Origin of the sequence: Teredinibacter waterburyi, assembly GCF_001922985.1 — a bacterium.
In the GTDB taxonomy this organism is placed as follows: Bacteria; Pseudomonadota; Gammaproteobacteria; order Pseudomonadales; family Cellvibrionaceae; genus Teredinibacter; species Teredinibacter waterburyi.
In genome coordinates, this window is record NZ_MRUH01000165.1 from 223,579 (window position 1) to 247,724 (window position 24,146).

16 protein-coding genes are annotated in these 24,146 nt (G+C 47.1%); 6 read left to right on the forward strand and 10 right to left on the reverse strand.

What is annotated here, in order from left to right; all coding sequences use genetic code 11:
* Positions 1-6 precede the first annotated feature (6 nt).
* From IDZ20_RS13265 to dinB, 3 genes are all read right to left on the reverse strand, one after another.
* Entirely contained in the window at positions 7-3,981 is a 3,975-nt protein-coding gene (locus tag IDZ20_RS13265) for an EAL domain-containing protein (RefSeq protein WP_188151905.1), read from the reverse strand.
* 109 nt (positions 3,982-4,090) lie between these two features.
* On the reverse strand, positions 4,091-4,510 hold the full coding sequence (locus IDZ20_RS13270; RefSeq protein WP_188151906.1) for an ExbD/TolR family protein: 420 nt from the start codon (positions 4,508-4,510) through the stop codon (positions 4,091-4,093).
* 309 nt (positions 4,511-4,819) lie between these two features.
* Positions 4,820-5,917 carry a DNA polymerase IV gene (gene dinB / locus IDZ20_RS13275; RefSeq protein ID WP_188151907.1) on the reverse strand — a complete coding sequence of 366 codons (1,098 nt, stop codon included), beginning with the start codon at positions 5,915-5,917 and terminating at the stop codon, positions 4,820-4,822.
* Between the two features lie 480 nt (positions 5,918-6,397).
* Between dinB and IDZ20_RS13280 the strand changes: the two genes are divergently transcribed.
* Positions 6,398-7,237, forward strand: a complete 840-nt coding sequence (locus IDZ20_RS13280) for a hypothetical protein (RefSeq protein ID WP_188151908.1) — start codon at positions 6,398-6,400, stop codon at positions 7,235-7,237.
* A 279-nt stretch (positions 7,238-7,516) separates the two neighbouring features.
* On the opposite strand, the gene IDZ20_RS13285 is transcribed toward IDZ20_RS13280, so the two are convergent.
* Together IDZ20_RS13285 and IDZ20_RS13290 are read right to left on the reverse strand one after the other, a co-directional pair.
* Positions 7,517-8,182 (reverse strand): hypothetical protein, encoded by a 666-nt coding sequence (locus tag IDZ20_RS13285; RefSeq protein WP_188151909.1) that lies wholly within the window; start codon positions 8,180-8,182, stop codon positions 7,517-7,519.
* A gap of 244 nt (positions 8,183-8,426) precedes the next feature.
* Positions 8,427-9,122 (reverse strand): cyclic nucleotide-binding domain-containing protein, encoded by a 696-nt coding sequence (locus tag IDZ20_RS13290; RefSeq protein WP_188151910.1) that lies wholly within the window; start codon positions 9,120-9,122, stop codon positions 8,427-8,429.
* Positions 9,123-9,571: 449 nt separating this feature from the next.
* Here IDZ20_RS13290 and IDZ20_RS13295 point away from each other — a divergent pair, with 449 nt between their 5' ends.
* Positions 9,572-10,855 (forward strand): TonB family protein, encoded by a 1,284-nt coding sequence (locus IDZ20_RS13295; RefSeq protein WP_188151911.1) that lies wholly within the window; start codon positions 9,572-9,574, stop codon positions 10,853-10,855.
* Positions 10,856-10,906: 51 nt separating this feature from the next.
* Here the strand turns inward: IDZ20_RS13295 and IDZ20_RS13300 are convergent, their stop codons facing one another.
* Positions 10,907-11,467, reverse strand: coding sequence for a hypothetical protein (locus tag IDZ20_RS13300; RefSeq protein WP_188151912.1), 561 nt, complete (start codon positions 11,465-11,467; stop codon positions 10,907-10,909).
* 142 nt (positions 11,468-11,609) lie between these two features.
* Here IDZ20_RS13300 and IDZ20_RS13305 point away from each other — a divergent pair, with 142 nt between their 5' ends.
* Positions 11,610-13,064 (forward strand): protein adenylyltransferase SelO, encoded by a 1,455-nt coding sequence (locus IDZ20_RS13305; RefSeq protein WP_188151913.1) that lies wholly within the window; start codon positions 11,610-11,612, stop codon positions 13,062-13,064.
* A 31-nt stretch (positions 13,065-13,095) separates the two neighbouring features.
* Here the strand turns inward: IDZ20_RS13305 and IDZ20_RS13310 are convergent, their stop codons facing one another.
* Positions 13,096-14,289, reverse strand: coding sequence for a DNA-binding response regulator (locus IDZ20_RS13310; protein ID WP_188151914.1), 1,194 nt, complete (start codon positions 14,287-14,289; stop codon positions 13,096-13,098).
* 408 nt (positions 14,290-14,697) lie between these two features.
* Here IDZ20_RS13310 and IDZ20_RS13315 point away from each other — a divergent pair, with 408 nt between their 5' ends.
* Complete coding sequence (locus IDZ20_RS13315; RefSeq protein ID WP_188151915.1) at positions 14,698-15,570, forward strand: HDOD domain-containing protein; 873 nt, start codon at positions 14,698-14,700, stop codon at positions 15,568-15,570.
* Complete coding sequence (gene sthA / locus IDZ20_RS13320) at positions 15,567-16,967, forward strand: Si-specific NAD(P)(+) transhydrogenase (protein ID WP_188151916.1); 1,401 nt, start codon at positions 15,567-15,569, stop codon at positions 16,965-16,967. Before IDZ20_RS13315 ends, sthA begins: the two co-directional genes overlap by 4 nt.
* A gap of 72 nt (positions 16,968-17,039) precedes the next feature.
* On the opposite strand, the gene IDZ20_RS13325 is transcribed toward sthA, so the two are convergent.
* The 3 genes from IDZ20_RS13325 to IDZ20_RS13335 all read right to left on the reverse strand — a co-directional run bounded on the left by IDZ20_RS13325 (position 17,040) and on the right by IDZ20_RS13335 (position 20,448).
* Complete coding sequence (locus IDZ20_RS13325) at positions 17,040-18,107, reverse strand: AI-2E family transporter (RefSeq protein ID WP_188151917.1); 1,068 nt, start codon at positions 18,105-18,107, stop codon at positions 17,040-17,042.
* Positions 18,108-18,235: 128 nt separating this feature from the next.
* Positions 18,236-18,862: a 1-acyl-sn-glycerol-3-phosphate acyltransferase gene (locus tag IDZ20_RS13330; protein ID WP_188151918.1), complete on the reverse strand. Its 627-nt coding sequence runs from the start codon at positions 18,860-18,862 to the stop codon at positions 18,236-18,238.
* A 2-nt stretch (positions 18,863-18,864) separates the two neighbouring features.
* Positions 18,865-20,448: a peptide chain release factor 3 gene (locus IDZ20_RS13335; protein ID WP_188151919.1), complete on the reverse strand. Its 1,584-nt coding sequence runs from the start codon at positions 20,446-20,448 to the stop codon at positions 18,865-18,867.
* A gap of 506 nt (positions 20,449-20,954) precedes the next feature.
* On the opposite strand from IDZ20_RS13335, the gene IDZ20_RS13340 reads away from it, so the two are divergent.
* Positions 20,955-24,146 (forward strand): TonB-dependent receptor, encoded by a 3,192-nt coding sequence (locus IDZ20_RS13340; protein ID WP_188151920.1) that lies wholly within the window; start codon positions 20,955-20,957, stop codon positions 24,144-24,146.

Below are 24,146 nucleotides of genomic sequence, written 5' to 3' on the forward strand. Positions count from 1 at the left end.
AAGGGATTAAATTGTTTTCTTGGGGGCCGCTAAACTGCGTCGCAGATAGTCGGTTGCATCACCGGGGGAAAGCGGGTGGGCAATAAAAAAGCCTTGCCCATAATCGCAATTGTAGGAACACAAAGCATCCATTTGTGCTTGGGTTTCGATTCCTTCTGCCACAACTTTAACCTTGAGGTTATGGGCCAGGGATATGGTCGCGCGAACAATTTCTTGTGCGCCACCAGCGTCATCGTCTTGATCAATAAGCGCGTCGACAAAACGTCTGTCAATTTTCAATACTTGTACCGGCAATTGATCCAAATAGCTCAGCGACGAGTAACCAGTACCAAAGTCATCGATCGCCAATTCAATTTGACGTTCGCGTAAAGCGCCAAGTAATTGGTTGACGTTGTCGGTGTTTTCCATCAAAGCCGACTCGGTAATTTCAAGCTTTAGCTCATCCCCGGAAACACCAAACTCTTCTAGAACACTATCAAAACGGTCGATTAAGTCTGGCTGACGTAATTGCAGTGGCGATAGGTTTACCGAGATGCTCGGCATTCTCGACGCGGGAAACTCCGCTCGCCACACATTTAGCTGCCGACAGGCTTGCTGCAATACCCAAAGGCCAATATCAAAAATTAGCCCTAAATCTTCGGCAACGGGTATGAATTTATCCGGCGGGATCATGCCTTTCTCGGGATGATGCCAACGTATTAGAACTTCGTAGCCATTTAGCTCACCACTTGCCAATTCTATTATCGGCTGAAACACCACGCTAAACTGATCCATCGCTAAAGCCATGTAGAGATCAGCCTCCATTTCCGCCAAGGCTAGGGTCTGCTCACGCATATGGGAGTCGAATAGCTGAAATAAACCGCGGCCGCGCGCCTTGGCTCGATACATGGCGATATCGGCATCGCGTAGGAGTTGGTCGGGTTTAGTATATTGCGGCTCGCTGATAACCATACCAATACTCACACGGAAAAACATTTGCGTTTGGTCCAGCACAAACGGTTCATCGAAGGTGGCCACAATCTCGGTAGCCAGTGCAATTACCTGCGCCTCAGACTCAATTTCATCGATAACGATTGTGAATTCATCGCCACCTAAGCGAGCCGCATGAATGCCATCTTTCATTAAAGTATTTAGGCGTTGTGATGCGGTAACCAAAAGTCGGTCGCCAAACACATGACCATGGGTATCATTCACCTGTTTAAAGCGATCGCCGTCCATAAAAAATACAGCAAAACGCGAGCCGGTCTCTTCGGACTCCCGTAAGAGTTGTTCGATGTGTTGCAACAACCAGGATCTGTTAGGTAAGCCGGTAAGCGCGTCGTGAAATGCCATATGGAATAATTTGGCTTCTGCTAAGCGCCGCTCTTCAACTTCAACAGACAGCTCTTTTGTTCGCTTCTCAACGCGATGCTCCAGCTCATAGTTAAGTTGGTTTACATGATTATTAGCATTTTCAAGTTCAGCTGTTTTCTCATTAACCAGGCGCTGCAGCTCCCGCTCGCGTATACGGTTTAGCCGAAAGCGCCAAAAGCTAAACAGATAAATACAGAGGACAGCCGCGATGACGAACAACAACCGCGCCCACCAAGTTTGCCACCAAGGCGGTAAAATAGTCAGTTGTAGTTTCTTCGACTCAGCCCCCCACACATAATCATTATTGGAACCTAACACCTCAAAGGTGTAGTTCCCTGGCGCTAGGTTGGTATAGCGTATTCGGCGGCGACTACTGTCCACTTCGATCCAATCGTCTTCAAGACCTTGCAAGCGATATCGATAGCGGTTTTTAATTGGCGAAACATAGTTAAGTGCGGTGAACTCGAAGGTTATATCGCGCTGGCTGTGTGGCAGCTTTAACTGCTTGGCATAGTCAATATTTCGATCTAAGTAAGGCGATGTACGCGCTTGCACTGGGGTTTGAAACAATTCAAAGTCCGTAAGATGGACTTGTGGCGCTACAGTATTTTTAGGCAGATGCGACGGACTGAAGTAACTCAATCCATCCGCGCCACCAAAGAACATATCGCCATCGCGGGTTCGTAGATGACTAAAGCGATTAAATTTAGAGCTCGCTAAGCCATCACGCTCGCCATAGGTATCAAAAACTAAGGTGTTGGGGTTAAAACGATTCAAACCCGCACGAGTCCCCAACCATAAATTGCCATCATTATCGGGTTCGACCGAAGTAACGAAATTATCCGCTAAACCATCAGCAACGGTAAAAAACCGTTTTTCGCCGGTATCGACACGGTAACGAATCAAACCTTTGGATGTCGCAATCCACAGAGTCTGCTCCGCGTCTTCGAACATATTAAAAATACCCTCAACATGAGGCAGGTCAATTTCGGTAAAGGTCTTGGCCTTGAGGTCAAACAGCTCTAACCCGCTATGCCCTCCAACCCAATACCGGTTGTCTCCGGCAGGCAGGATTTCATTAATAGAAAAGTTAGCTATACCCGACTCGTTGCCGGTATCTCCCGGAAAGTAGGCTTCGAACGTCTTGCTGACAGGGTCGTAAATTTGCAAGCCTTTACGCCACATACTCAACATCAAAGTACCCTTATCGGTTACAACAACACGGAATATATTGTTATTGGCGAGGGTTTTTGAATGCGGCAGTGTGGGGTCGCGAACGATATGTTCAAAAATACCCGTCTGGGGATCGAGTCGATTTAACCCACCAACCCACGTCCCCACCCAAATGTAGCCATCTTTATCTTCCGCCAGCGACAAAACTGAGTTCGAGCTAATACTTTGCGGGTTGTTGGGGTCGTGTCGATAATGGGTAAACTTGCCGGTAGTAGGATCTAACTTATCCAAACCTCCGCCGTCGGTAGCTATCCATATATTGCCGAGTCGATCCTCAAGTAAATCCAGAAGGTTATCAAAACCCAAACTATCCGCTTCTTTTTCACTGTGTTTGAAAGATATAAACTTTTCAAGATGTTCACTAATGCGACGGATACCGAAGTGTGCGACCGCAAACCAAACGGTTCCCTCTTCATCCTCATAAATATCGTTAACTGAGCCTGGGGGGAAAGAAAACTCATCGGCTACCGAGGGCGCAATATGGAGAAAGTCGTCAGTTTCAGGCCGGTAACGATGAACCCCCATTTTATCTGTACCGGCCCACATGCGCCCCTTAGAGTCTTCAAATACGCTCCAGAGAAAATTGGTAGCTAAAGACCCGGGGTTGCCATCGGCTCGATAATGCTTAACCTTTTGCGTTTCAGCATCCATAACGAGAATACCGAAGTCGGTCGCCATCCACAGATCGCCTTCGCTACTTTCACGCATATCGCGAATACTATCCCACCCAACAAATTCTATTGGCAGGGAAAATTCTTGCAGTTCGCTGGTTTCGGTATCGAACAAAAACAGCCCCGCATTACTGGCAACCCAGATTGCAGAGGAATTTTTGTGGGGCGCTATCGCGGAGATAAAGTGAGCGCGATCGTGAGGGAACTTGGGAATAATGAGCTTTTCGGTGGCAACATCGAAACCGCGCAAACCGAAGCCTTCACCACCAAACCAGATAACCCCATCGTCCCCCAAAGTGAGCCCCCAAATGGTGGCGCCATCGGTAAGATTGTACGACGTAAAGGTTTCTGTTTCGGGGTGATACTGACTGAGTGACTTGCCGGCAGCCCAGAGATTGTCATTTTTATCAATTAGCAGAGCAATTACGACATTCGCACCAATTGATGTGTCATCGTTTGGGTCGCTGGTAAAACTCTTCAAGTTGTAACCATCGTAGCGCTTCAAACCATTATCGGTGGCAATCCACAGGTAACCGCTCGCGTCACGGATCACGCCGTAAGAAAAGTCACTACCTAAATCGGCTTCGATGTAGAGCGGGTGCGCGTTTATTTTACCTCGGCTCAAAGCATAGGCTTGGCAAGCGAGCCCCAAACCTATTAAGAGCGTGAATACTGTGACCAGTCTTCCCACATTTTTCTTATTAAAATCAATGAGATTAAGCATTACTTGAGTGTAGCTTGGAACGCTGGCACGTGCCACGACAAATAAAGGTGAAAGGACATAAAAAAAGCCGCAAGAATGCGGCTTTTTAGGTTGTTACTAGACCTGATTGTTAGCGACTTTTTCTAGGCACCAACGAAACGTTGTAGATCTTAGCTTCGCGCGCGGCATCGGCTATGGCTACATAGACTTGAGCGGTTGACAACTCGTCCGCCATAACCACAACGCCACCCTCTGGGTTTTCGGCGCTCTTCTGGGCGATCAGGGAGCGTACAGAGCGGATATCGACACGACGCTGATCAATGAAGATCTCATCGTTTGAGTTCACCTGAATCAGAATACTCTTGCTTTCTGCATCTGGTGGTGGCGGCTGGTCATTGTCTTCAGGAACATTCAATCCGAGCGACTTTTCCTTGATGAAGGAGGCCGTTACGATAAAGAAGATAAGCATGATGAACACCACGTCAAGCATTGGCGTCAAATCAATCTCGGCCTTATCTTCCGCTTTTACTTTCTTTTTTCTACGACTCACGATTTATTCTCCGAACTAGTTTTGTGATCGCTGCAAATGAGGAAGCCGGCAAGGGCCATGCTTCGCTGTACAGCTAGACCACCTCTCCCCACTACTGAAAATGGCAGCTAGTAGGTTGTAATCTGTACGTTCACTATACTCTCAAGCACCCAAATACAGTCATAACTATAGCGGTTAGGCTAGTCTAATACCGCCAACTTAGCCACCGTGCTGAGACTCAGGGAGGCATTCTACATGAACTTTTGGCGCCCTGCTCGAAATTAATAGGCGAAACAACGAAGTCCTCTTTAGCGCTTTTACCTCTGAATTCTACACCAACGGTATTCCCCCCCCGTCGAAAGGCAGATGCAGCTGCCGCCCACCAACTTTAACCTGCTGAAGGCGCACACCGACGCCAATCAGCCTTACCGGCAAAGTCCCCTTGGCCCGCAAGCCTTCGAGAAGCTGAATAAATTCACCGTGGGAGAGGCCTTGCGACTCTCGCTTTGCACCAACATCTACCCGCAACTCGGCTGATGACTGACTGAAGTCATTAAATTTTAGCTTTATAAACTTACCGCTCACTCGGTAATCAGGCATTAGCGGTTGCAGGCGCACTTCTAGTGTCGCCAATAAATTCAAAAGCTCGGTGTGTAATTGCTGAGCGCCATCCAAATCCTGCGAGTACGTTTGTTCAACGCTCAATGATTTACGCCCTTGCCTTGGTAGAACGCTGGATTCATCTTCTCCGCGAGACATCGAAACCAACCTTTGCGCAAACGCTCCAAAAGGCTTTAGCCGTTCCAACTCACAGTTCTGTACATCCTCGCAGGTATAAAGACCCACTTTTTCCAACTTAACTAAGGTCGCAGGACCTACTCCAGGCAATTTTTTTAACTGTAGTGCGGCAACAAAATTGGAAACAGCATCTGGAGCGATGGTAAACAAGCCATCGGGCTTACGCCAATCACTCGCAATCTTGGCAAGAAATTTTACCGGTGCCACACCAGCAGAAACAGATATGCCTACCTCCTGCAAAACCCTGCGTTTGATTTCGCCAGCCAACAACGTTGCGCTCCCGGCAAACTCACCGCTACCGCTAACGTCTAAAAAAGCTTCATCGAGGGACAGAGGTTCGACTAAATCAGTAAAATCCTGAAAAATTTTAAACATTTGCAGAGACGCCTCTCGATAAAGAGGGAAATTGGGCTTAATGATCTGCAATTCAGGGCAAAGTTTCTTTGCGTGGGCCGACGCCATAGCCGAATGTACTCCGTAACGTCGCGCCACATAGTTACAGGTAGCAATTACACCCCGGCGAGATGCATCCCCGCCAACGGCAACAGGAACACCCGCAAGTTTATTGTTTTCCCTAATTTCAACGGCAGCATAAAAACAGTCCGCATCGACATGAATAATCTTTTTCACACAACTTGACCAAAATAATAATTAAAAAGACACCGTAAGCTGTATTAATATACAGGAAACATCATTTTCTAGGCACGCTTTTTTATCCTAATCTGCCGATGCTAATTGCCCCCCAATAAATATAACGCGGAACATTTTCCCGCCAAGCTAAAGCCCACTCAATTCACACCGACAAAAACCCTATTTGGAATTACTTTCGAGATCCTCACGGCCTTTTTTTATTAAAATAATTGGGCTTTTTTTTCTTTTTTAGGGCAGGAAATATTTTTTCAGGCCTTCAAAAAAAAGAGGGTCCTAAATCCGTAAAAAACATCGCCGACCTGCCTTTTTTTTTAATTTGTTTACAAAAATCTCTTTTTTGATTAAAAAAACCTAAAAATCGATTACAAATCAATGAAAAAACTTGAATTTTTCTTGTTATTTCGTAATGTAGTGCTACAACTTTCATGAACTACTTCAAAAAGGTAAAAGGTACTGACTATGGCCGCTAAGAAAGCAAAAGTTGTAGACTCTGTTGCGTCTATCGAGAAAGAACTGGTAGCGCTTAAATCCAAGCTTGCAGCAGCTCGCTCTGCTCAAGTTAAATCTGTTGAAAAAGACGCTAAAGCAGCAGCCGCTACTGCCGCCGCAGCAGCTAAAAAAGCCGCCGCCGCTAAAGCAAAAGTTGCCGCAATAGCTAAGAAGAAGAAAAGCGCCGCGCAAGCCAAGCAATTGGCAGCCGCTCGCGCCGCTGCGAAGACTGCAACCTCCGCAGCGACAGCCTCTAAAAAGGTATCTACTGACGCAAAAGCGGCTCTGTCTAGCGTGAAGTCAGAAGCATCTAAAGCTGCATCTCTTGAAGCGTTTGTTGCTAAAGAGCAGGCGTCTTACCTTAAGAAGGTAGTTGCTGCAGAGAAGAAAGCTGCTGCCAAGGCTGCTATTAAAGCTAAAGCCGCCGCTAAAAAAGCTGCAACCGCAGCAAAGGCCAAAGCCAAGAAAGCTGCTGCAGCTGAAAAGGCTCGTGCAAAGAAGGCCGCTACCAAGGCTAAGGCCGCAGCTAAGAAAGCCGCGACCGCAGCTAAAGCTAAAGCTAAAAAAGCAGCTCTGGCCGCTAAAGTTAAAGCAAAAAAAGCAGCAGCCAAGGCTAAAGCTAAGCCTGCCGCTAAGAAAGCCCCAAAAGCAGCTGCTAAAAAAGCTCCAAAAGCAGCAACAAAAAGACGCGGTCGCCCAGCAAAAAAAGCAGCCGCAAAGAAAGCTCCTGCTAAGAAGACCGCAGCGAAAAAGGCTCCAGCCAAATCTGGCGCCCCTAAGCGTCGCGGCCGTCCACCAAAAAAAGCTTAATATCTAAAGCTGATCTTCTAGCAATTGACTAATCTCCTCTGCTAGATACTAAAAAGGCGCAACTTAACGGTTGCGCCTTTTTTTATTCCACCTTCTGCCCCTAACTATCCCCCCCCCCCGCTTTTAAAGTTTCCTCATAGATACAAGTATCATCTGATGAAGCTAGCGCCTACGCGCTACAGGCGTTGGTAGGCAACGATATGTTCACGACAGGTCAAGTAAGCCTCAAGATGGCATATCTAGTACAACCAATGCCAAACACAGCGCCGCTTAACTCAACTATTTCCTTCGCACAATCTCCACAGCTACTTCACCATGTTGATTTACAGAACAAATAGCCGAGAAGTGAAGCGGCTGTCTCTGCATTGACTCCGCATCGAAGTTGTAGGAATAGGATGCGACTTCGCCATCATACATATCGGGTTCAGGATTCGGAGGAGTCAAGCGTTGAAGCTTATTCATCGTGCGAGTGGCATGCTTAAATTCTTCCTCGCATAATTTTGTGTATTTCTTTTTCCGGAGGAGCTTCTCTAATCGTAATTTTTCTAGCTCCTCCTCGGATAGTTCACCAGAGCTGCGCTTAACGTTGGTAAGAGTTTCGAAAGTGACGCCGTCGACCATCTCGTTATAGCTAACACCATCATCTCTCCGGCAAAGAATTCTATAGATAGGGTGGTCAACACTACTCTGCTCACGGTCAAGCGTTCCTCGAAGCACTGTCACGCAAACATCCAACTCCTCAGCAGATTCTGCCGCGGCTTTCAAATCTAGATAATACTTCTGCTGGCTTACCGGTAGCCAGAGACGACTTTCGTCAATCGCGTAGGCTTCAATCGGCATTATTAGAAACATGTGGCAAACAGATAAAGAAAATACCGAACAGACTGAAAACCGTCTGCCGCGCAGTTTTAAACGTTGTTCGGGGGAGGTAAGTTTAGAATGCATCACTATATTCCAGAATCTATGTCCGCAGGGTTAGGGGGCTAGCAAGTGTAGCCAAAGCTTTATTAAGCTTAGCTGAACAGATCGGAACTGGCAGACAGAAGAATGGGGAAGCGCGGTTTCTTACAGGAGGGTGCTATTCAAGACACATCTATTTATAGGCTATCTCAGGGTTACAGACGGCTTCATAGACGACGCGCGCTTTCACACGCGCGACTCTAACGCTTGACAGGCTAAAGCCGTTCAATTATCCCTGGAGGGCGACAAGCGAGTTGTAATCAATCTTTTCTCTTGGAGAAATAGATAATCGATCAAATTCTAGATTCCAATTTACCAGCAGACGTGCCAGAGCCCTCGCCTGCTCATCCAAACTCACGAGTTCATCCATTGTGTCTTTCGGGCCGGTGTATAGCTTTACTTTACGATGATTCGACGCAAAAGATTGGTCTGGGTAGGTCATACGATATACCTCCAGTTTCCAACGCAGGTTATGTACCATGTTGCGGTAATATTCAAGCTTGGTTGCTAACGAGATTTTCTCGACACTCATCAACTCACCGAACACTTGAAAATCCGTCCCAAAGACCATCACTGATTTACAATTCTGGTCTGCGACAACGGTAGCAGTACGCTGATGATCTATGAGTACCGCCAGATCGCCAAACACCTCTCCAGGGGTTATGTAGTTGACCACCTTGCGATCCTGCTTACCACCACCGACAACAACGGCGAGTTGCCCTTTGAGCAAAAAATACAACCACTGATCTTTTTGGCCTTGCTCCATCAATACTTCGCCGGGGCGGTATTCAATGACACGGGAATAACGCATCAGCAAATCGTACTGATATTGATCACGTTGTTTGATCGCTTTATAGAAAGGAATTGAAGAGAGCAGAGTATCGAGAGAGTCTTGACGGTACTTGTTGAGGGGGTGTACGTCCATTAATTTACAGCCTTTATAAACGTGTTGAACAATATTGCAGGAACTTGGCTGCAATTGTTCTAAAAATCCGACTATTTATCCGTGAATATTTGCCATTTAGAGAAATTTCTACCTCTATACTAGGTGCTAGATACCAAAACTGCTGCCTAAATCACGAAAAATGATACGAACTCAAAAGAAATTCCTCCCTTGTAAGGCTCTAGGCAAGGTAAGAGTGTTTGAGTTACCGATAAATTCATGTAAAGTAGTACTTTAGTTTTAATGCAAGCTAGGCTCTATACCTCCTCGAATACCGAGTCGCTAAATGGCCAGCGAGCCGTTGCTTAGATCTCTTGGCGGCCATAGAATCTAGTTAGTCAGCAAGTGGCTTCTAGCCGCTGTTGTAGCTCACGCTTAGTCTTGACAATAATTCAAATCGGCTTTGCCACCCGTTAAAGTACGAGAATAATATGCGTAATATTAGATTAAATACCGCCAAACTTATCATTGTTGCATGCGCCAGCGTTCTAGCCGGCTTCGCAAACATCGCAGTTGCGATCCCCGCCCTAAATGGTTTATCTGTTCACTCCGAACTCGGGAAAGAACAATTCATCGCCGCACTGTCAGTGGCAACACCCTCTGAAAGTGCACGAGATATTTTACTCGCCGATGAAGATAAGCTAATCGAAGTACGTATATTAGCCGACCGACTTTCGGCCCGTACTTTTAAGCGAATATGGATTGAAGGCATGGCGATCAATTCAAGTTCCAGTGAGCTAAAGCAGAATGCTCAAAACATGGCGAGCTTCTCTAACCTCATTCGTCTAAAACTAATTCAAGGCGATATCTTCGCCATAGATCGCTCCGATGGTGAAGTTAGAATACTTCTTAACGGCAGTGTTCTCGGCACGATTGCCGACCCCCAATTTTTTGACCTATTGCTTCGTACTTGGATTGGTCCAGTTCCGCTATCATCCGACTTCCGCAGCGGCCTACTTGTCGGCGGCAATGTCGACTCTAATTTACTCGCGCAGTTTCGCGCTCTCACGCCAAGTAATGACCGCATAGAAATCGTCAAGAATGCTGTTGCCTCACTGGCAACCACATCGACAGCTGCTGTCGCCGCGGCAGTAGTAGGCGCTGCGCCCAACCCCATAAAACCAGAAATTGTGCTGAACAAACCGGTAATTGGGGCTCCAGATATGGCTGTAACAACGCCCAATACGCCGGAAGTTAGTAGCGCTACAGCTACACCCACCCCCGTACCCGCGGCTACTACTCCTACCCCTGCGGTAACCACTGCGGCTCAAACTGTGGCCGACACTACCAAACCAAAGGTTGAAGCTCCGAAGTTAGCCGCTCCGACACCAAAACCGGCAAAAAGTCAGACAACTACGGCGCTACTTGACGCAGATCTTTTGGATGAAGACGAAGAGTTAGACTTTACCGCCGAAAGTCTGTTGAGCCAGCAGCTCTACATTGCAGAGTTGAAAAAGTGGTCGCACCGATATCTGGAGTATCCACCGCGAGCATTATCAAAACTGTGGCAGGGCAATGTGCGTATGAGTGTAACTATCGACCGCAGCGGAAACGTGATCGAGTCGATTGTAGCCGAAGAAGCTAAATTCGAAACCCTTACTCGCGCCGCACGCCGTGCCGTTAAGAAGGCTAGTCCATTCCCAGCCATGCCTGACGATATCGCTGGCAAGAGTTTTACCTTCTCACTACCTATCGTGTTTAAGCTAAAAAACTAATTCAAACACCATTTGATTGAACATAAAAAAACGCCGTAATACGGCGTTTTTTTATTTCCGAGAGGAAAGGTTCTTTAACCGTTTAAGCACTACACGCCCGATATCGCTGACCTCCAAAGGTGAAAGCCTAGGCAGATAGGCTAGGTTGAGCATGTGTAAATGCAGGCACGGAGTTTCCGCATCAAGCTCACGTAAGTCACCCTTAACTAACACGGGTAAAAACGGCTTATCTTTAGGTCTCTTTTGCTGAATCAGGTTCAGTCCGATTTCTAGCGGAACCGCCCGCTTAGATTCAGCCCCCGTTTTCAGCGGTAAGATGATATTCAACCGCTTGGACGCGCCAGTCGAGTCTGCCGGAACTAAAAAAAGCCCCGTGGGCTTTACCGCGTCTTCGGTTATACCGTAGAAGGTATCATGGTGAGCATAGGGGTTCGGCAAAATTACCAGCTTGCGATTTTCTTCTTTCGGGAAAAAAATATTGTAATTGGTGTAGAGTTGCTCAACAGAACCTGAGTAAACACACAGCTGGTTTTCGAAACCCATGACAAAGTCTTGGGCGCGCTGCCGCTTTTGGAACGAGTCTAAATCCCAAACGAGATCATTGTTATCCATGGTGTCTCGACATTAACATGTGAATTTCGCGGGTTTTGATTACCGCAGGTAGATAACCGTTAAATGATATACCAAGGCTAATTGTGTGTTTTCCACAAAATTCGGGGCTCTAAATAACCTTTCAGGATATCGCGATCAATATATGTTTCAGTTTAGCAATAGTTTTCATACTTTAGGGAAGAGTTTTTACACCTTTGTCACACCTCGACCATTAGTAAACCCCAAAATGGTCGCGGTTAACGCTTTTTGTGCGCGTTATCTTGGCATAGCTAATTCCACCATGGAGTCACAATCATCTCTGTCAGTACTTAGCGGGAAAATAATAGCGGAAGGCTCCATGCCTTTGGCTATGGTGTACGCAGGCCACCAATTCGGCGGCTTTTCCCCTGAACTTGGAGACGGGCGAGGCCTACTGTTGGGTGAGATTGAATCCTCTAACGTCCTCTACGATATTCACTTAAAGGGCGCGGGGCAAACACCCTATTCTCGATTTGGCGATGGCTACGCCGTATTGCGCTCCTGCATACGCGAATTTCTCGCCAGTGTCGCAATGCGAGGCCTAAACATTCCCACTAGCGATGCTCTTTGTATTACAACCGGCGACAACCCAGTACAGCGGGAAACACTGGAACCCGCGGCAATGCTTACCCGTGTAGCCAAAAGCCATGTTCGCTTTGGCTCATTCGAATATTTTTTCTATAGCAATCAGCACGAGCAACTTAAAGTCTTAGCGGACTATGTGATAAATCGCCACTACTCGCATTTAAATACGCTGGCGACTACAGAAAAGTATACGCAAATGCTGCAAGAAATCTCCGATGCTACCGCGCTGATGATCGGCTTGTGGCAAGCGGAGGGGTTTGCTCACGGCGTAATGAATACAGATAACATGAGCATAATCGGCGAGACGCTCGATTACGGCCCCTATGGTTTTATCGAAACCTACCAGCCCGGATTTATTTGTAACCATTCCGACCATCAGGGTCGTTATGCGTTCGACCAACAGCCGAATATTGGTTTGTGGAACCTAAGCGCTCTCGCTCATGCACTTAGCCCACTAGTACCCAAAGAAAAAGCACGCGCGGTGCTAATGAGTTACGAAGAGAAGCTCACACTAAGTTTTCAAACACGAATGGCAAAGAAATTAGGCTTGCAAACACTTGAGCGCGATAAATTACCACACTTAGGCGAGTTGTTTATTTTACTGGAGAAAGGAGGCGTTGATTACAGTCGCTTTATGCGAGCACTTTGCTATATAACGTCGGATCGCTGGGCGGATGAAATAGTTAAACTCACTACATCCGAGACTCAGCCAGAGCTAGCCCAATGGCTGCACCGTCACCTGCAGATCATTAAAGACACCAGTAAGGATCTGCACGCGGCAGAACAACAAATGCTACAAAACAACCCCAAGTTTATTCTCCGTAATTATCTAGCGCAAAATGCGATCGACGCAGCATATCGTGGCGATTATTCGGAAATTGCTGTTTTGCAGAACATTTTGAGAACTCCCTATGATGAACATAATGAGCATGCCCACCTAGCCAAAGCCCCGCCAGCATGGGCATCCAGCCTAACGGTTAGCTGCTCATCGTAGGAATAACGTAAGTAGACTATCTACAGGGGGACTAAAACAATTCAGCTAGGTCATCGCCGGTAGACTTTGCCGGTTTCGGCCGAGTCGACTTGCGAGAGTGCTCCTCAACCATGGCGAGGCTATTTTCAATCGCACTTTCGAGTTTAGCGAAAGTCTCATTGACCACCAGACCTTCATTGAATACCCGATTGGTAGCAGAAATAGCATTATTGGTGGTGTTTTCTAGAAAAAGTTCGTCTTCAAGTGTCAGCGCCAAATTAGGTACGCGCCCCTGAATCAACTCCGCAGTATTCTCCACTTCGGTAACAATATCGCACATGACTTTTTGGTACGCGCCCTTAAGGCTATTCATTACAACACCAACATCGTGAGTCAGTTTTCGCAGTGATTCTCGTTCCTGCATTAAGGTGTATTGATCCTCTAATGCAATAATCCGCGCATTTACGCCCTGTAGCAAACAAAACGTATTATCTTTAATACTGCCATATTTATCGGGATTTCCTACGGGCATATTTTTAATTAACAGCGATACCCTGTCGTAATTTACGATGGTGCGATTGCCAAAATCGATGTAACGATTGGAATCGGCCAGCTGAGTAAGCAGTTGCGACTCAAGATCCTTAGCCATGCCGTGCGCTTCCATATTCTTTACGCCGACTAAACTACGCATTTGCAAACTACACTGCAGCCCGTAGCGCTGAATAGTCCGAAACAACTGTTGCCCCAACTCATCGAGATTGTCGCAATCGTGGGCAGAGAGTAGGAACTGGATATTGGCTCCCAAATCGCTATTGTCGGCCATCGCCGTAAACGCTGTTTGATTGGCAAGATCAAGCCGTTGAGAAAGTTGGTCCTGAGCAATTTGATTAAACACACTTTTTGTCACACGAGCGCAGGCTTCATCTTGGGTAATGGACGTATCGATAAAATCGTCACAACCAATTTCAAACGCTTTCAGTTTTTCTGGTAATGAGTAAGTTTCGGACAGTACCACTAAGGGGATTTTCGACATTTTTTCATGGCGTAGAAGCTCACTACAAACCTCAAGGTCTAGGGCTCCAGAAGTAATTGAATCAAAAACGATCACGCGATAGTCATTTGCCTCCAAGGCGATAATGGCGGCTTCTAATGAATAGACCGCCTCCGCCTCGAAAAACTCGCTGATGAAGGCGCCAAGTTCCGATAGATCGTTCAAACAAAAAAACAAAACCTTGTGTTTAGACATGCAAAAAACCACCCTCAAGTCATACCGCATCGAGCTTCGGTTCCGCTAGCCAACATCGGTAAAAACACGACTTCATAAGCCTCTAGTCATATTGCTTCCGCCGCGACCAGATACAGACTAAAGCGCTACCCTAGTTACAAATTTAGCTCATATTTAAACCTATACCAGAAAAAGGTATTCATTGACTTATACGCTGGCACGCAATCCATTCTAAGATGAATAGAAAAAAAGCCTGCGCAACCGCCCCTAGCTGCTAAATTTAATACAACAACTTGATTTAGCTGAGCACAGCCCCGTATGGCGCAGCATACATCCATAAACACCTGTGTTGAATTTGCTTTATCACCCTTTCAGACAGCGCCTCGATCCCGCCTCTGACACGACTTAATTCTGAAAAACGGTACCAATATGAATTCAGCAGCAACCATCACCCCCGCTTACCAAACAGTCGACAGCAAGCTAAGCGAAATGATCACCAGTAACCATATAGATGTACCAATGCTACCGGAGGTCGCAGGCAAGGTCGTGCGCTTAACTCAAGACCCGGAATCAGATGCTTCAGACCTAGCTAAGTTAATCCAAAGTGACCAAACCCTCGCCGGCCATGTGATGCGGGTTGCTAACTCCGCCGCCTACACTCCCAACAGCAGTATGGTTTCACTACAGCAAGCCATTACTCGACTGGGAATGAAACTGATATCCGAAATCGCACTCGCGGCATCAGTAAACTCCAGTTTGTTTAACACGCCAGGCTACGACGCTCACATTCAATACATACTTCGCTTCTCTCTGGCGAGTAGTTTGTGGGCAAAAGAAATTGCACGAAGTTGTCGAAAAAATGTGGAGGCCGCGTTCTTAACGGGTCTCCTGCATGATATAGGTCGCCCAGTAGCCGTACAAAACAGCCTCGAAATTGCACAGCAATTAGGTCTAGAGCTCTCCAAAAAAGAAGTCTTTGCATTAGAACAAAAACATCAACGAGCGATAGGAATAAAAGTCATCCAGCAGTGGGAAATGCCCGCCGTGGTGACGGCCGTAGTAGAGCACTTTGACAACTACGAAGAACCGCACGACCACCAAGATCAAACCATGATTACCGTCGCTGGCGCTGAATTTGCTGAACACATGATGTGTGAAGAAGGTGAAACAGTATGCACCAGCGACGAAGAATTAATGGCGATGCCCGTACTCGCCGATCTCAACCTTTATCAAGATGAAGTGGTCGCACTACTCGATAAAACCGAGCGAGTTAAAAGTGCGATGGAGGCCATGGTTTCGTGAATATCGAAAAATATGATTTAGTCGTTATTGGCAGCGGTCCCGCCGGACAAAAAGCTGCTGTCCAAGCTGCAAAAGCGGGGCAAAAAGTTGCGCTTATCGAAAAAACGCGTGAACTCGGGGGCTCCTGTGTTCACCGCGGTACCATCCCATCAAAAACATTACGTGAAAATGCTCTGCGTGTAAGAAACATGCGAATGAGTGCCGCGCTGGCCAACTATGAGCTAGCCGAAGACATTGAACTTGTTACCCTGATTGATCGGCTAGGCGAAGTGTTGGACGCCCACGATCACTATATGCGTAAACAAATGGAGCGCTCAAACATCGAGTTGATTCACGCCCGAGCACGCTTTATTTCGAACACGCAACTTGAGTTAACACGGGTTCGCGGAGAGAAAACCCTGTTTGAAGCCACCAACTTTGTTATTGCGACCGGATCACTTCCTCGCCAACCCGACAATATCGCCATCGACCACGAGCACCTGCTCGACAGCGACTCTATTCTATCGATGCTTTATTTGCCCAAGTCACTCGTAGTGTTGGGCGGGGGCGTTATTGCCAGTGAGTATGCCTCGATATTCCAAGCACTCGGCGTAAAGGTCACCATGATCGATAAATACCCCAGCCCACTCGGCTTTCTCGATGATGACTTAACCAAAACATTCACCGAAGGGTTTAACAACCTCGGCGGTACATGGATGGGAAATACCGTCGTTACCAGCGCCGACTGGAATGGTTTTGATGCGGTGATTACCCGCTGCGACGACGGCCGAGAAGTTCGCTCAGAAAAATTACTCTGCGCTGCCGGTCGTATCGCCAACGTGAACGACCTGCACATTGAAAATGCCGGGCTCAGCCTAAACGAGCGCGGCCTTATTACGGTAAATGAAAACCTGCAAACGACTGTTTCCAATATCTATGCGGCTGGTGATGTTATTGGTCCGCCGTCGCTAGCATCAGCATCTATGGAGCAAGGTCGGCGCGCAGCGTGCAACGCGCTGGGTATGGAAACGGGAAAAATGCATAACATTATTCCGGCAGGAATCTACTCTATTCCAGAGCTATCATCCGTTGGCCTAAGTGAAACCCAAGCACGGCAACAGCATGGCGATATCTTAGTCGGAATTGCCAAATTCGATGAAATTGCACGCGGCCAAATTTCTGGAATACAAGACGGCATGCTAAAAATAGTCTGTGCGCCGGACGGCTGTAAACTATTGGGCGTAATGATCGTTGGAGAAGGCGCGACCGAGCTTATTCATATAGGCCAAATGGCGCTGCTCAGCGAGCAGGATGTTGATATTTTTGTAGACACCATTTTCAACTTCCCGACACTCGCCGAAGCCTATCGCGTAGCCGCGCTCGACATTATCAATCAACGTAAATATAAGTTTATCTAAGATACGACAAGTTAATACAGCGCCAGCTAAGCATCGAAACATGACGAAAACGTAAACCCAATTGTTTCTTTATTAGTCTTTGCTCGGCGCTAGATTTGTCAGCATCACCGGCGGAATCAGGTTTTTACCCGACCCGAGAATAACACCTAGCCAGCGCGTTTCTTCAAAACTTTCTAATGCGATTTTCACCGTCATTGTTAACGGAATCGACAACAACATTCCGATCGGGCCGAGTACCCAGCCCCAAAAAACCAAGGATAAAAAAACCACTAGCGCCGATAGATCTAAACCCTTGCCCATTACTTTTGGTTCTATAATATTGCCAACACCGAAATTCACCGCTAAAAATCCTACCCCAACCAACACCGCATCACCCACACCAAGCTGCACTAGTGCCAGTAAAACCGCAGGTACTGCTGCAATAATTGATCCTAGGGTTGGCACAAAGTTTAATAAAAACGCCAGCAAGCCCCACAGCACAAAGTAATCGACCTTTAACAGCCAAAGCCAAATTAAAATTACACCACCAGTCAAAAGACTCATCAAAGCCTTTATCGCCATATACTGATTTACACCGGCACTAAATTGCGCGATTGCCGATTGTGTTTTAACTGAGCCTTTGGATGAGAGTTTCAATTTTTCCGAAAAGCCCACCTCTTCCGCTAAAATAAATACAACAGTTAGTAGTATCAAAACCGCATTGGTCATCATATTACCTAATGAAGCCAAGGTGGTTCCCGCTAACGATAACGCCGCAGAGGGGTTAACGCTCTCACGAATTTGTTGTACGTCTACAGCAAAGCCATAGCCGGCCAGCCGATTAAAAACACTACTGGTCAACTCTGTAAGACGCTGTTGATACAGTGGCAAATCTTGGCGGAAATCTGCAATTGAAGCTCCAACAACAACCCCGACAATCACACCGCAAACAACAACACTCGCCACCACAATAAGCATCGCCAACCAACCAGGCACACCGCGAGCCTTTAGCCAGAGCAGTGGCGGAGAACAGATCACTGCAATAAATAGCGAGAGTAAAAATGGTACGAGTAACGATTCTGCAGCGCGCATTCCCGCAACCACAACCACAAAGCTGGCAAGCCCTAACATAAAATAGGTAATCGGAGCGCGGCCTTCCATAACGAGTGTTCCTTTACTTGTATTGGTTGAATTAGAAAAGATGCTGTTAGTGTTAGCGAGTATAAATGTTCGATTTAATATGTCCGCTATTAAGTACGCGTTTTCTTACACTGACAACACTTGAAATGCTACTGATTCTCAGGGTGACGACCGGTGTAACGGGAGCAAAGATAATCGCGAATGCCTTCTGCATCTTTTACATGATCGCCACTTCGCGGCCACTTTTTCCCTATATGGATGGTTTTCGTAGGGTAATCCCAAGCGACCAAATAAACAGGGACATCCGCGCGTTCGGCTAAACGCAGAAACCCCGTTTTCCAACGTTCAACTTTACCGCGAGTTCCCTCTGGGGTAATGACCACCCACACTTTATCGTGCTCGCTATACCACTGCGCGATTTGATCGACGGTATCGTCTGCCGCCTTACGATTTAACGGGATTCCGCCGAGGGCCATAAATAACTTACCAAACGGCCAGACAAAAGCCTCTTTCTTCATCAAGTAAGAGATGCGAATTCCGGTTGCCATAACAAATAACATTGCCAGAATAAAATCCCAATTCGACGTATGTGGTGCGGCAGCGAGTACCAGCTTTTTCTCATCGGGTATCTCGCCAACCATTCGCCAGCCAGTCACCCGCACCAACCATATCCCCATACGGCGCAACCAATAGCCACCAAACACTGGTACGTTTTCACTTGAAACGGGAAACAACGGCAAACCCTTTGCGTCTTTTGGCTGCGATCTAAGATCCATAATTAATGTTCGCGTGTTGATCGAAATTCGATATCAGGATAACGCTCTTGAGAAAGTGACAAATTTACTCGTGTAGGCGCCAAATAGGTTAAGTGTCCGCCGCCATCAATGGAGAGATTGTCGGAGCACTTACGTTTGAATTCTTCCAATTTTTTATTATCAGTTGCATCTACCCAGCGTGCCGTAGATACATTTACAGGCTCATAGATAGCCTCTACTTTATATTCATCCTTCAAGCGGTAAGCGACCACCTCAAACTGTAGAACACCTACAGCACCAACAACAATATCGTTGTTGTTGAGCGGGAAAAACACCTGTGTAGAGCCCTCTTCAGAAAGCTGTTGCAAGCCCTTTTGTAGCTGTTTGGTTTTTAACGGGTCTTTTAAACGAATACGCCGAAATAATTCAGGTGCAAAGTGGGGAATACCGGTATATTTGAGCGCTTCACCTTCGGTAAACGTATCGCCAATTTGAATCGTGCCGTGGTTGTGTAGACCAATAATATCGCCAGACATTGCCTCTTCTACCTGACTGCGATCGCCAGCTAGAAAAGTAACCGCGTCAGCGATTTTCACATCTTTACCTAAACGTACATGGCGCATTTTCATACCGCGCAAATACGAACCGGAGCAAACTCGCATAAACGCAATACGGTCGCGGTGCTTAGGATCCATGTTCGCTTGGATTTTAAAAATGAAACCGGAGAAGGCCTGCTCGCCAGGTTCGACATGACGCACATCAGTGTCTCGGCCGAGCGGCGATGGCGCCCACTCGACAAAACCGTCTAACATTTCACGTACGCCAAAATTTCCCAGCGCCGTTCCGAAAAAGACGGGCGTTAATTCGCCAGCTAAATACGCGTCTAGATCAAATAGGTTAGTGGCACCGCGTACAAGCTCAATCTCCTCACGGATATCTTCAGCGTAAGCACCAAGCAATGCAGTAGCTTCGGCGCTATCAAGCCCTTGGATTTTTATATCGTCGGGGATACGACTACCCTGCCCCTGCTTGTACACATGAATGGTATCTGTGTAGAGGTTGTAAACCCCTTTAAATTCTTTCCCCATCCCCAGCGGCCAATTAATTGGTGCAGCGGAAATATTTAGAACGGCTTCAATTTCGTCCAACACCTCAATAGGGTCACGCATATCGCGATCCATTTTATTGATGAAGGTTAAGATTGGCGTATCGCGTAAACGACACACTTCCATCAATTTGATGGTGCGATCTTCCACACCTTTCGCACCATCGATCACCATAAGAACGGAATCGACAGCCGTTAAGGTACGGTAGGTATCTTCGGAGAAATCTTCGTGGCCCGGAGTGTCTAGTAGGTTCACCGTGCGATCTTTGTAAGGGAACTGCATGACCGATGAGGTAACCGAAATACCGCGTTCTTGCTCCATCGACATCCAATCGGATTTCGCATGCGGGCCTTTTTTACCTTTTACCGAACCGGCTAACTGAATTGCGTTTCCAAACAATAGCAGTTTTTCCGTAACCGTCGTTTTACCCGCATCAGGGTGAGAAATAATCGCAAATGTACGCCTACGACGAACTGCTTCAGCTTTTGGACCAGATAACATAAAATCAAAACCTATTAGATAGAATTAAATCGTATAAAGATTCAACCAACAAATAAAACAACTTATACATTATAACCCTTCGCACACAAACGGTGCTGCGACGGAAATATTATCGAATAAACACAACCAAATGGTGCATCGCCACCATAGCACTTGGTATCACGGACCAAATACTTGATACTCGTCTAATTACGTTATAAAAGATGTGGTATACAAACGTGACGGCATTATAGCGCTTTCGAGCCAAAATTTAGATTCTGTTTATTTAGGTATATAAACAGGGACTTCCCTTTTTTATCGGTATAGAAATTGACTGGAAATCGAACAGCAGAAACTATAAATTAGCGACACCTAATTTTATACGACTTATTTTAGTGTTTCTGGCTATTCCCCGCGCATATTTCCACTTTAGATACCTTTTATTGGGATCTTACCTACACTTATCCCATTAAGCCGTTAGCCACACGAACGCTATTTGCATTTAAAACCTTCAGAGGAAATCGTAAATGATAGAAAGATGTAAGATCAAAACTAGGAAAAAGGCCTTAGCTCTCGCCATTAGTTCCGCACTGCTCAGCTCAATCACCTTGGCTCAAGAAACGCTCGAAGATGAAACCTTAGATTCTGAAGACGGATTCTTCGTCGAAGAAGTTGTCGTCTGGGGTGTACGAGCAGCACAAGCACGCGCTATTGATATTAAGCGGGATAACGCCAACATTGTCGACTCAATCGTTGCTGAAGATATCGGTAAAATGCCGGATACAACGATCACTGACTCCTTGCAACGTATCACCGGTGTTCAAATTAGTCGTGAAGCAAACGAAGGTACCTCGCTAAACGTACGTGGTATGCCTCAAGTATTAACGACCTTGAATGGTGAACAATTCCTAAGCCCGTGGACCATTACAAGTGTTGGAGCCAACTACTCCGACGTACCCGCCGGAATGATCGCCGGTGCCGACGTCTATAAGTCGCAATCTGCATCGGCAATTTCTGGAGGAATCTCCGGCTTGGTCGACCTAAAAACCTATGCTCCGTCTGATCTCGAAAGCGGTTTAACGGTGAAGGGAAAGGTCGAATTATCGCAAGGAAGTCGGTCAAAAAATGTAACCGATACACAAGGCAACCAGTCAACCAGCGACCCAGATCACAACGCCAGTCTTTTCTTTGGCTACAACATGGACGACAAGTTTAGCGTTATTGTCAGTGGCTTTGACTCCTCTAGTTACGCCGCCAACTATGCCATGTACGACGATCAGCGTCTGGCCTTCTTGCAGGGCCGAAACGGTAGCCCGCACGACCCATTGGATCTAAACAACAATGGCGACACCGCAAACGACTGGATCTTAGTACCCAGTGAGTTTGGTGCCCGTAGTAGCTTTATGGAACGCGACCGCACCGGTGCCACATTCAGTTTTGAGGCCGATATCGGCGAAAACTTTTCTACTCGCGCAGATATTTTCTACACCAAAATGGAACAGTACGATCGCGGTGTAAAAGCAGGATTCAGTGGTGCAAACCGTGCCGAGGCCTATGAGGTGAACGGCGTTTTGCCGATGAACCGCGCCGGTGCCGACACCGATCCAAACCAATATCGTGAAGAAGAGCAATACGACGTTCTTACCAGCGGTACATTGCTCGGCGAAGGCGGTCAATTTACCTATACCGATATCGACGGCAACTCGCAAACACGCAATATTGCTACCCTGCTAGTCGCCAATGTTGCTTCGCCCTCTTTCCAGTCGGTATCAACCAATGACATTAACCGCACAGCGGCGCTGAACACGAATTTCGAATTAAACTACACCAACCTCGACAACTTCGATGCGAGCCTGCGCTTCATTCATGCTGAAGCGGAAAAATCCTTCCGTAAAGTATCGTTTGAACAGGGCACCCCCGGTTGGTTGTGGCGCGATGAAGATGGCGTTAGCGGTAAAGATGAAATCATCCCCTTTGAAGTATCGGTCGATTATCGCGGAGAGTTCCCCGCTTTTTCTTTTGCCGACGACCTTACCGACACATCCCTACTGAGCTTGTATCGAGGCTACGGTGAAGGTGCCGAAACTTCGGCGGGGCTAGATGCCTTGCGTACCGACATGACCTACAACTTTGACGAAGGCGGTCTGTTTCAGTCGATTGATTTCGGCTTGCGCTACGGAGTACGCGACGCAGAAAACATGAAGTTTTACTACGTGACCAACACCAGCCGCTATTCTACCTACGCCGATGCGCGGGTACCGGAAGAGCAGCAATTTAAACTGCGGGAAGGCAACAACGTTTGGCAGAAATATCCCGAGTGGCTGCGCTTTGATTACGCTCTAGAAGAGGCCTCCCTGCGCGATCCAGCCATCGGCAACCTACAAAATAACGGTTTTGATTCTAGTGACACCGTCGCCTTTAGCGATTTCGGACCGATCAAAGGTTTTGAGAGTGGTGTTTCGGCCGTACATCCGAGCAGCTGGGATAATCCATTGGCATTTCTCGATCGCTTGTACTCCGATGTACGTACCGTCGCCGATCCAGGTTTTACCTATAGCGTAGAAGAGGCCTCCACTTCGGCTTACTCCCAGGTCAACTTTGGTCGTGAATATGATGGCGATCGAATGGGCTATAGCGGTAACTTCGGTTTACGTATTGTTAAAACCGACCGAACCGTTATCAAAAGCGTGATCCCAGAAGTTCTCGATAGCACCAACTCCGTGGGCTACGAAGACTGGAACAAAATCGCTTTCGTTGCCGATAAAGAAGAAATCACTCACTCCTACACCGACGTGCTGCCATCCTTTAACGTGAGCTTATTCCCGACCGAAGATTTGGTTGTACGATTTGGTATCTCACAAACCATGGCCCGTAACGATTTAACCAACATTGGCTCCGGCCTTACCCTTTGGTATCAACGTTGCGCCAAAACCGATGAAAACGGCGAGCCAATCCAGGTGCTGGATTCAAACGGCAATAGCGTTACCGAAACCGTAAGCTGTGTGGGCGGTGGTGATGACCGAGGTAATCCAGAAATGAAACCTTGGCGTGCAACCGTATATAACACCTCGGTGGAATGGTACTTTGATGACAACGCCATTCTCGGTGCCGGCCTGTTCTTAATTAGTGTTGGCGATTCGGTTGAAGAATTCCAAGAGCAACGCTTCTTCCTTGACGGTGACGGTATTGATCGCCAACACCCTGCCAACGTTTGGACAACAGCTAACGCCGACGCATCCGACTTGTATGGTTTTGAATTGGGCTACAAGCACCCATTCCAATTCCTGCCAGGCTTACTCAGTTCAACCGGTATGGAATTTAACTATACCTACAGCAACAGTGAATCGGCTGAAGAAGATTTGGCTGGCGACAAGTTTCCATTAGTCTCCAACTCAACCCATCAAACCAACTTAATTCTGTGGTATGACCGTGAACCCTTCAGTGCTCGTTTGGCTTACAACTGGCGTAGTAAGGAATATCGTGGCCGTGTTGGTCTTAACACCAACGAAACGCCAGTTAGTCTCGGTAATTGGCTAGAGCCGACCGGATACCTCGACTTTTCGATGAACTACGCCGTTGCCGACTTTATGACAATCAACTTTTTCGGAACCAACATTACCGCGCAGAGCCGAAAAACTTACTCACAATATGAGGATCAATTTAACTCGCTTTGGGTACAGGAGCGTCGTTTCTCACTCGGCGTAACCTTCACACTTTAA

What these genes read in the sequence shown, in the direction of transcription:
- IDZ20_RS13265 (WP_188151905.1), bottom strand. Translation starts at nt 3,981, where the DNA reads ATGCTTAATCTCATTGATTTTAATAAGAAAAATGTGGGAAGACTGGTC.
- IDZ20_RS13280 (WP_188151908.1), top strand. Translation starts at nt 6,398, where the DNA reads ATGGCCGCTAAGAAAGCAAAAGTTGTAGACTCTGTTGCGTCTATCGAG.
- IDZ20_RS13285 (WP_188151909.1), bottom strand. Translation starts at nt 8,182, where the DNA reads ATGCATTCTAAACTTACCTCCCCCGAACAACGTTTAAAACTGCGCGGC.
- IDZ20_RS13290 (WP_188151910.1), bottom strand. Translation starts at nt 9,122, where the DNA reads ATGGACGTACACCCCCTCAACAAGTACCGTCAAGACTCTCTCGATACT.
- IDZ20_RS13295 (WP_188151911.1), top strand. Translation starts at nt 9,572, where the DNA reads ATGCGTAATATTAGATTAAATACCGCCAAACTTATCATTGTTGCATGC.
- IDZ20_RS13300 (WP_188151912.1), bottom strand. Translation starts at nt 11,467, where the DNA reads ATGGATAACAATGATCTCGTTTGGGATTTAGACTCGTTCCAAAAGCGG.
- IDZ20_RS13305 (WP_188151913.1), top strand. Translation starts at nt 11,610, where the DNA reads ATGTTTCAGTTTAGCAATAGTTTTCATACTTTAGGGAAGAGTTTTTAC.
- IDZ20_RS13310 (WP_188151914.1), bottom strand. Translation starts at nt 14,289, where the DNA reads ATGTCTAAACACAAGGTTTTGTTTTTTTGTTTGAACGATCTATCGGAA.
- IDZ20_RS13315 (WP_188151915.1), top strand. Translation starts at nt 14,698, where the DNA reads ATGAATTCAGCAGCAACCATCACCCCCGCTTACCAAACAGTCGACAGC.
- IDZ20_RS13325 (WP_188151917.1), bottom strand. Translation starts at nt 18,107, where the DNA reads ATGGAAGGCCGCGCTCCGATTACCTATTTTATGTTAGGGCTTGCCAGC.
- IDZ20_RS13330 (WP_188151918.1), bottom strand. Translation starts at nt 18,862, where the DNA reads ATGGATCTTAGATCGCAGCCAAAAGACGCAAAGGGTTTGCCGTTGTTT.
- IDZ20_RS13335 (WP_188151919.1), bottom strand. Translation starts at nt 20,448, where the DNA reads ATGTTATCTGGTCCAAAAGCTGAAGCAGTTCGTCGTAGGCGTACATTT.
- IDZ20_RS13340 (WP_188151920.1), top strand. Translation starts at nt 20,955, where the DNA reads ATGATAGAAAGATGTAAGATCAAAACTAGGAAAAAGGCCTTAGCTCTC.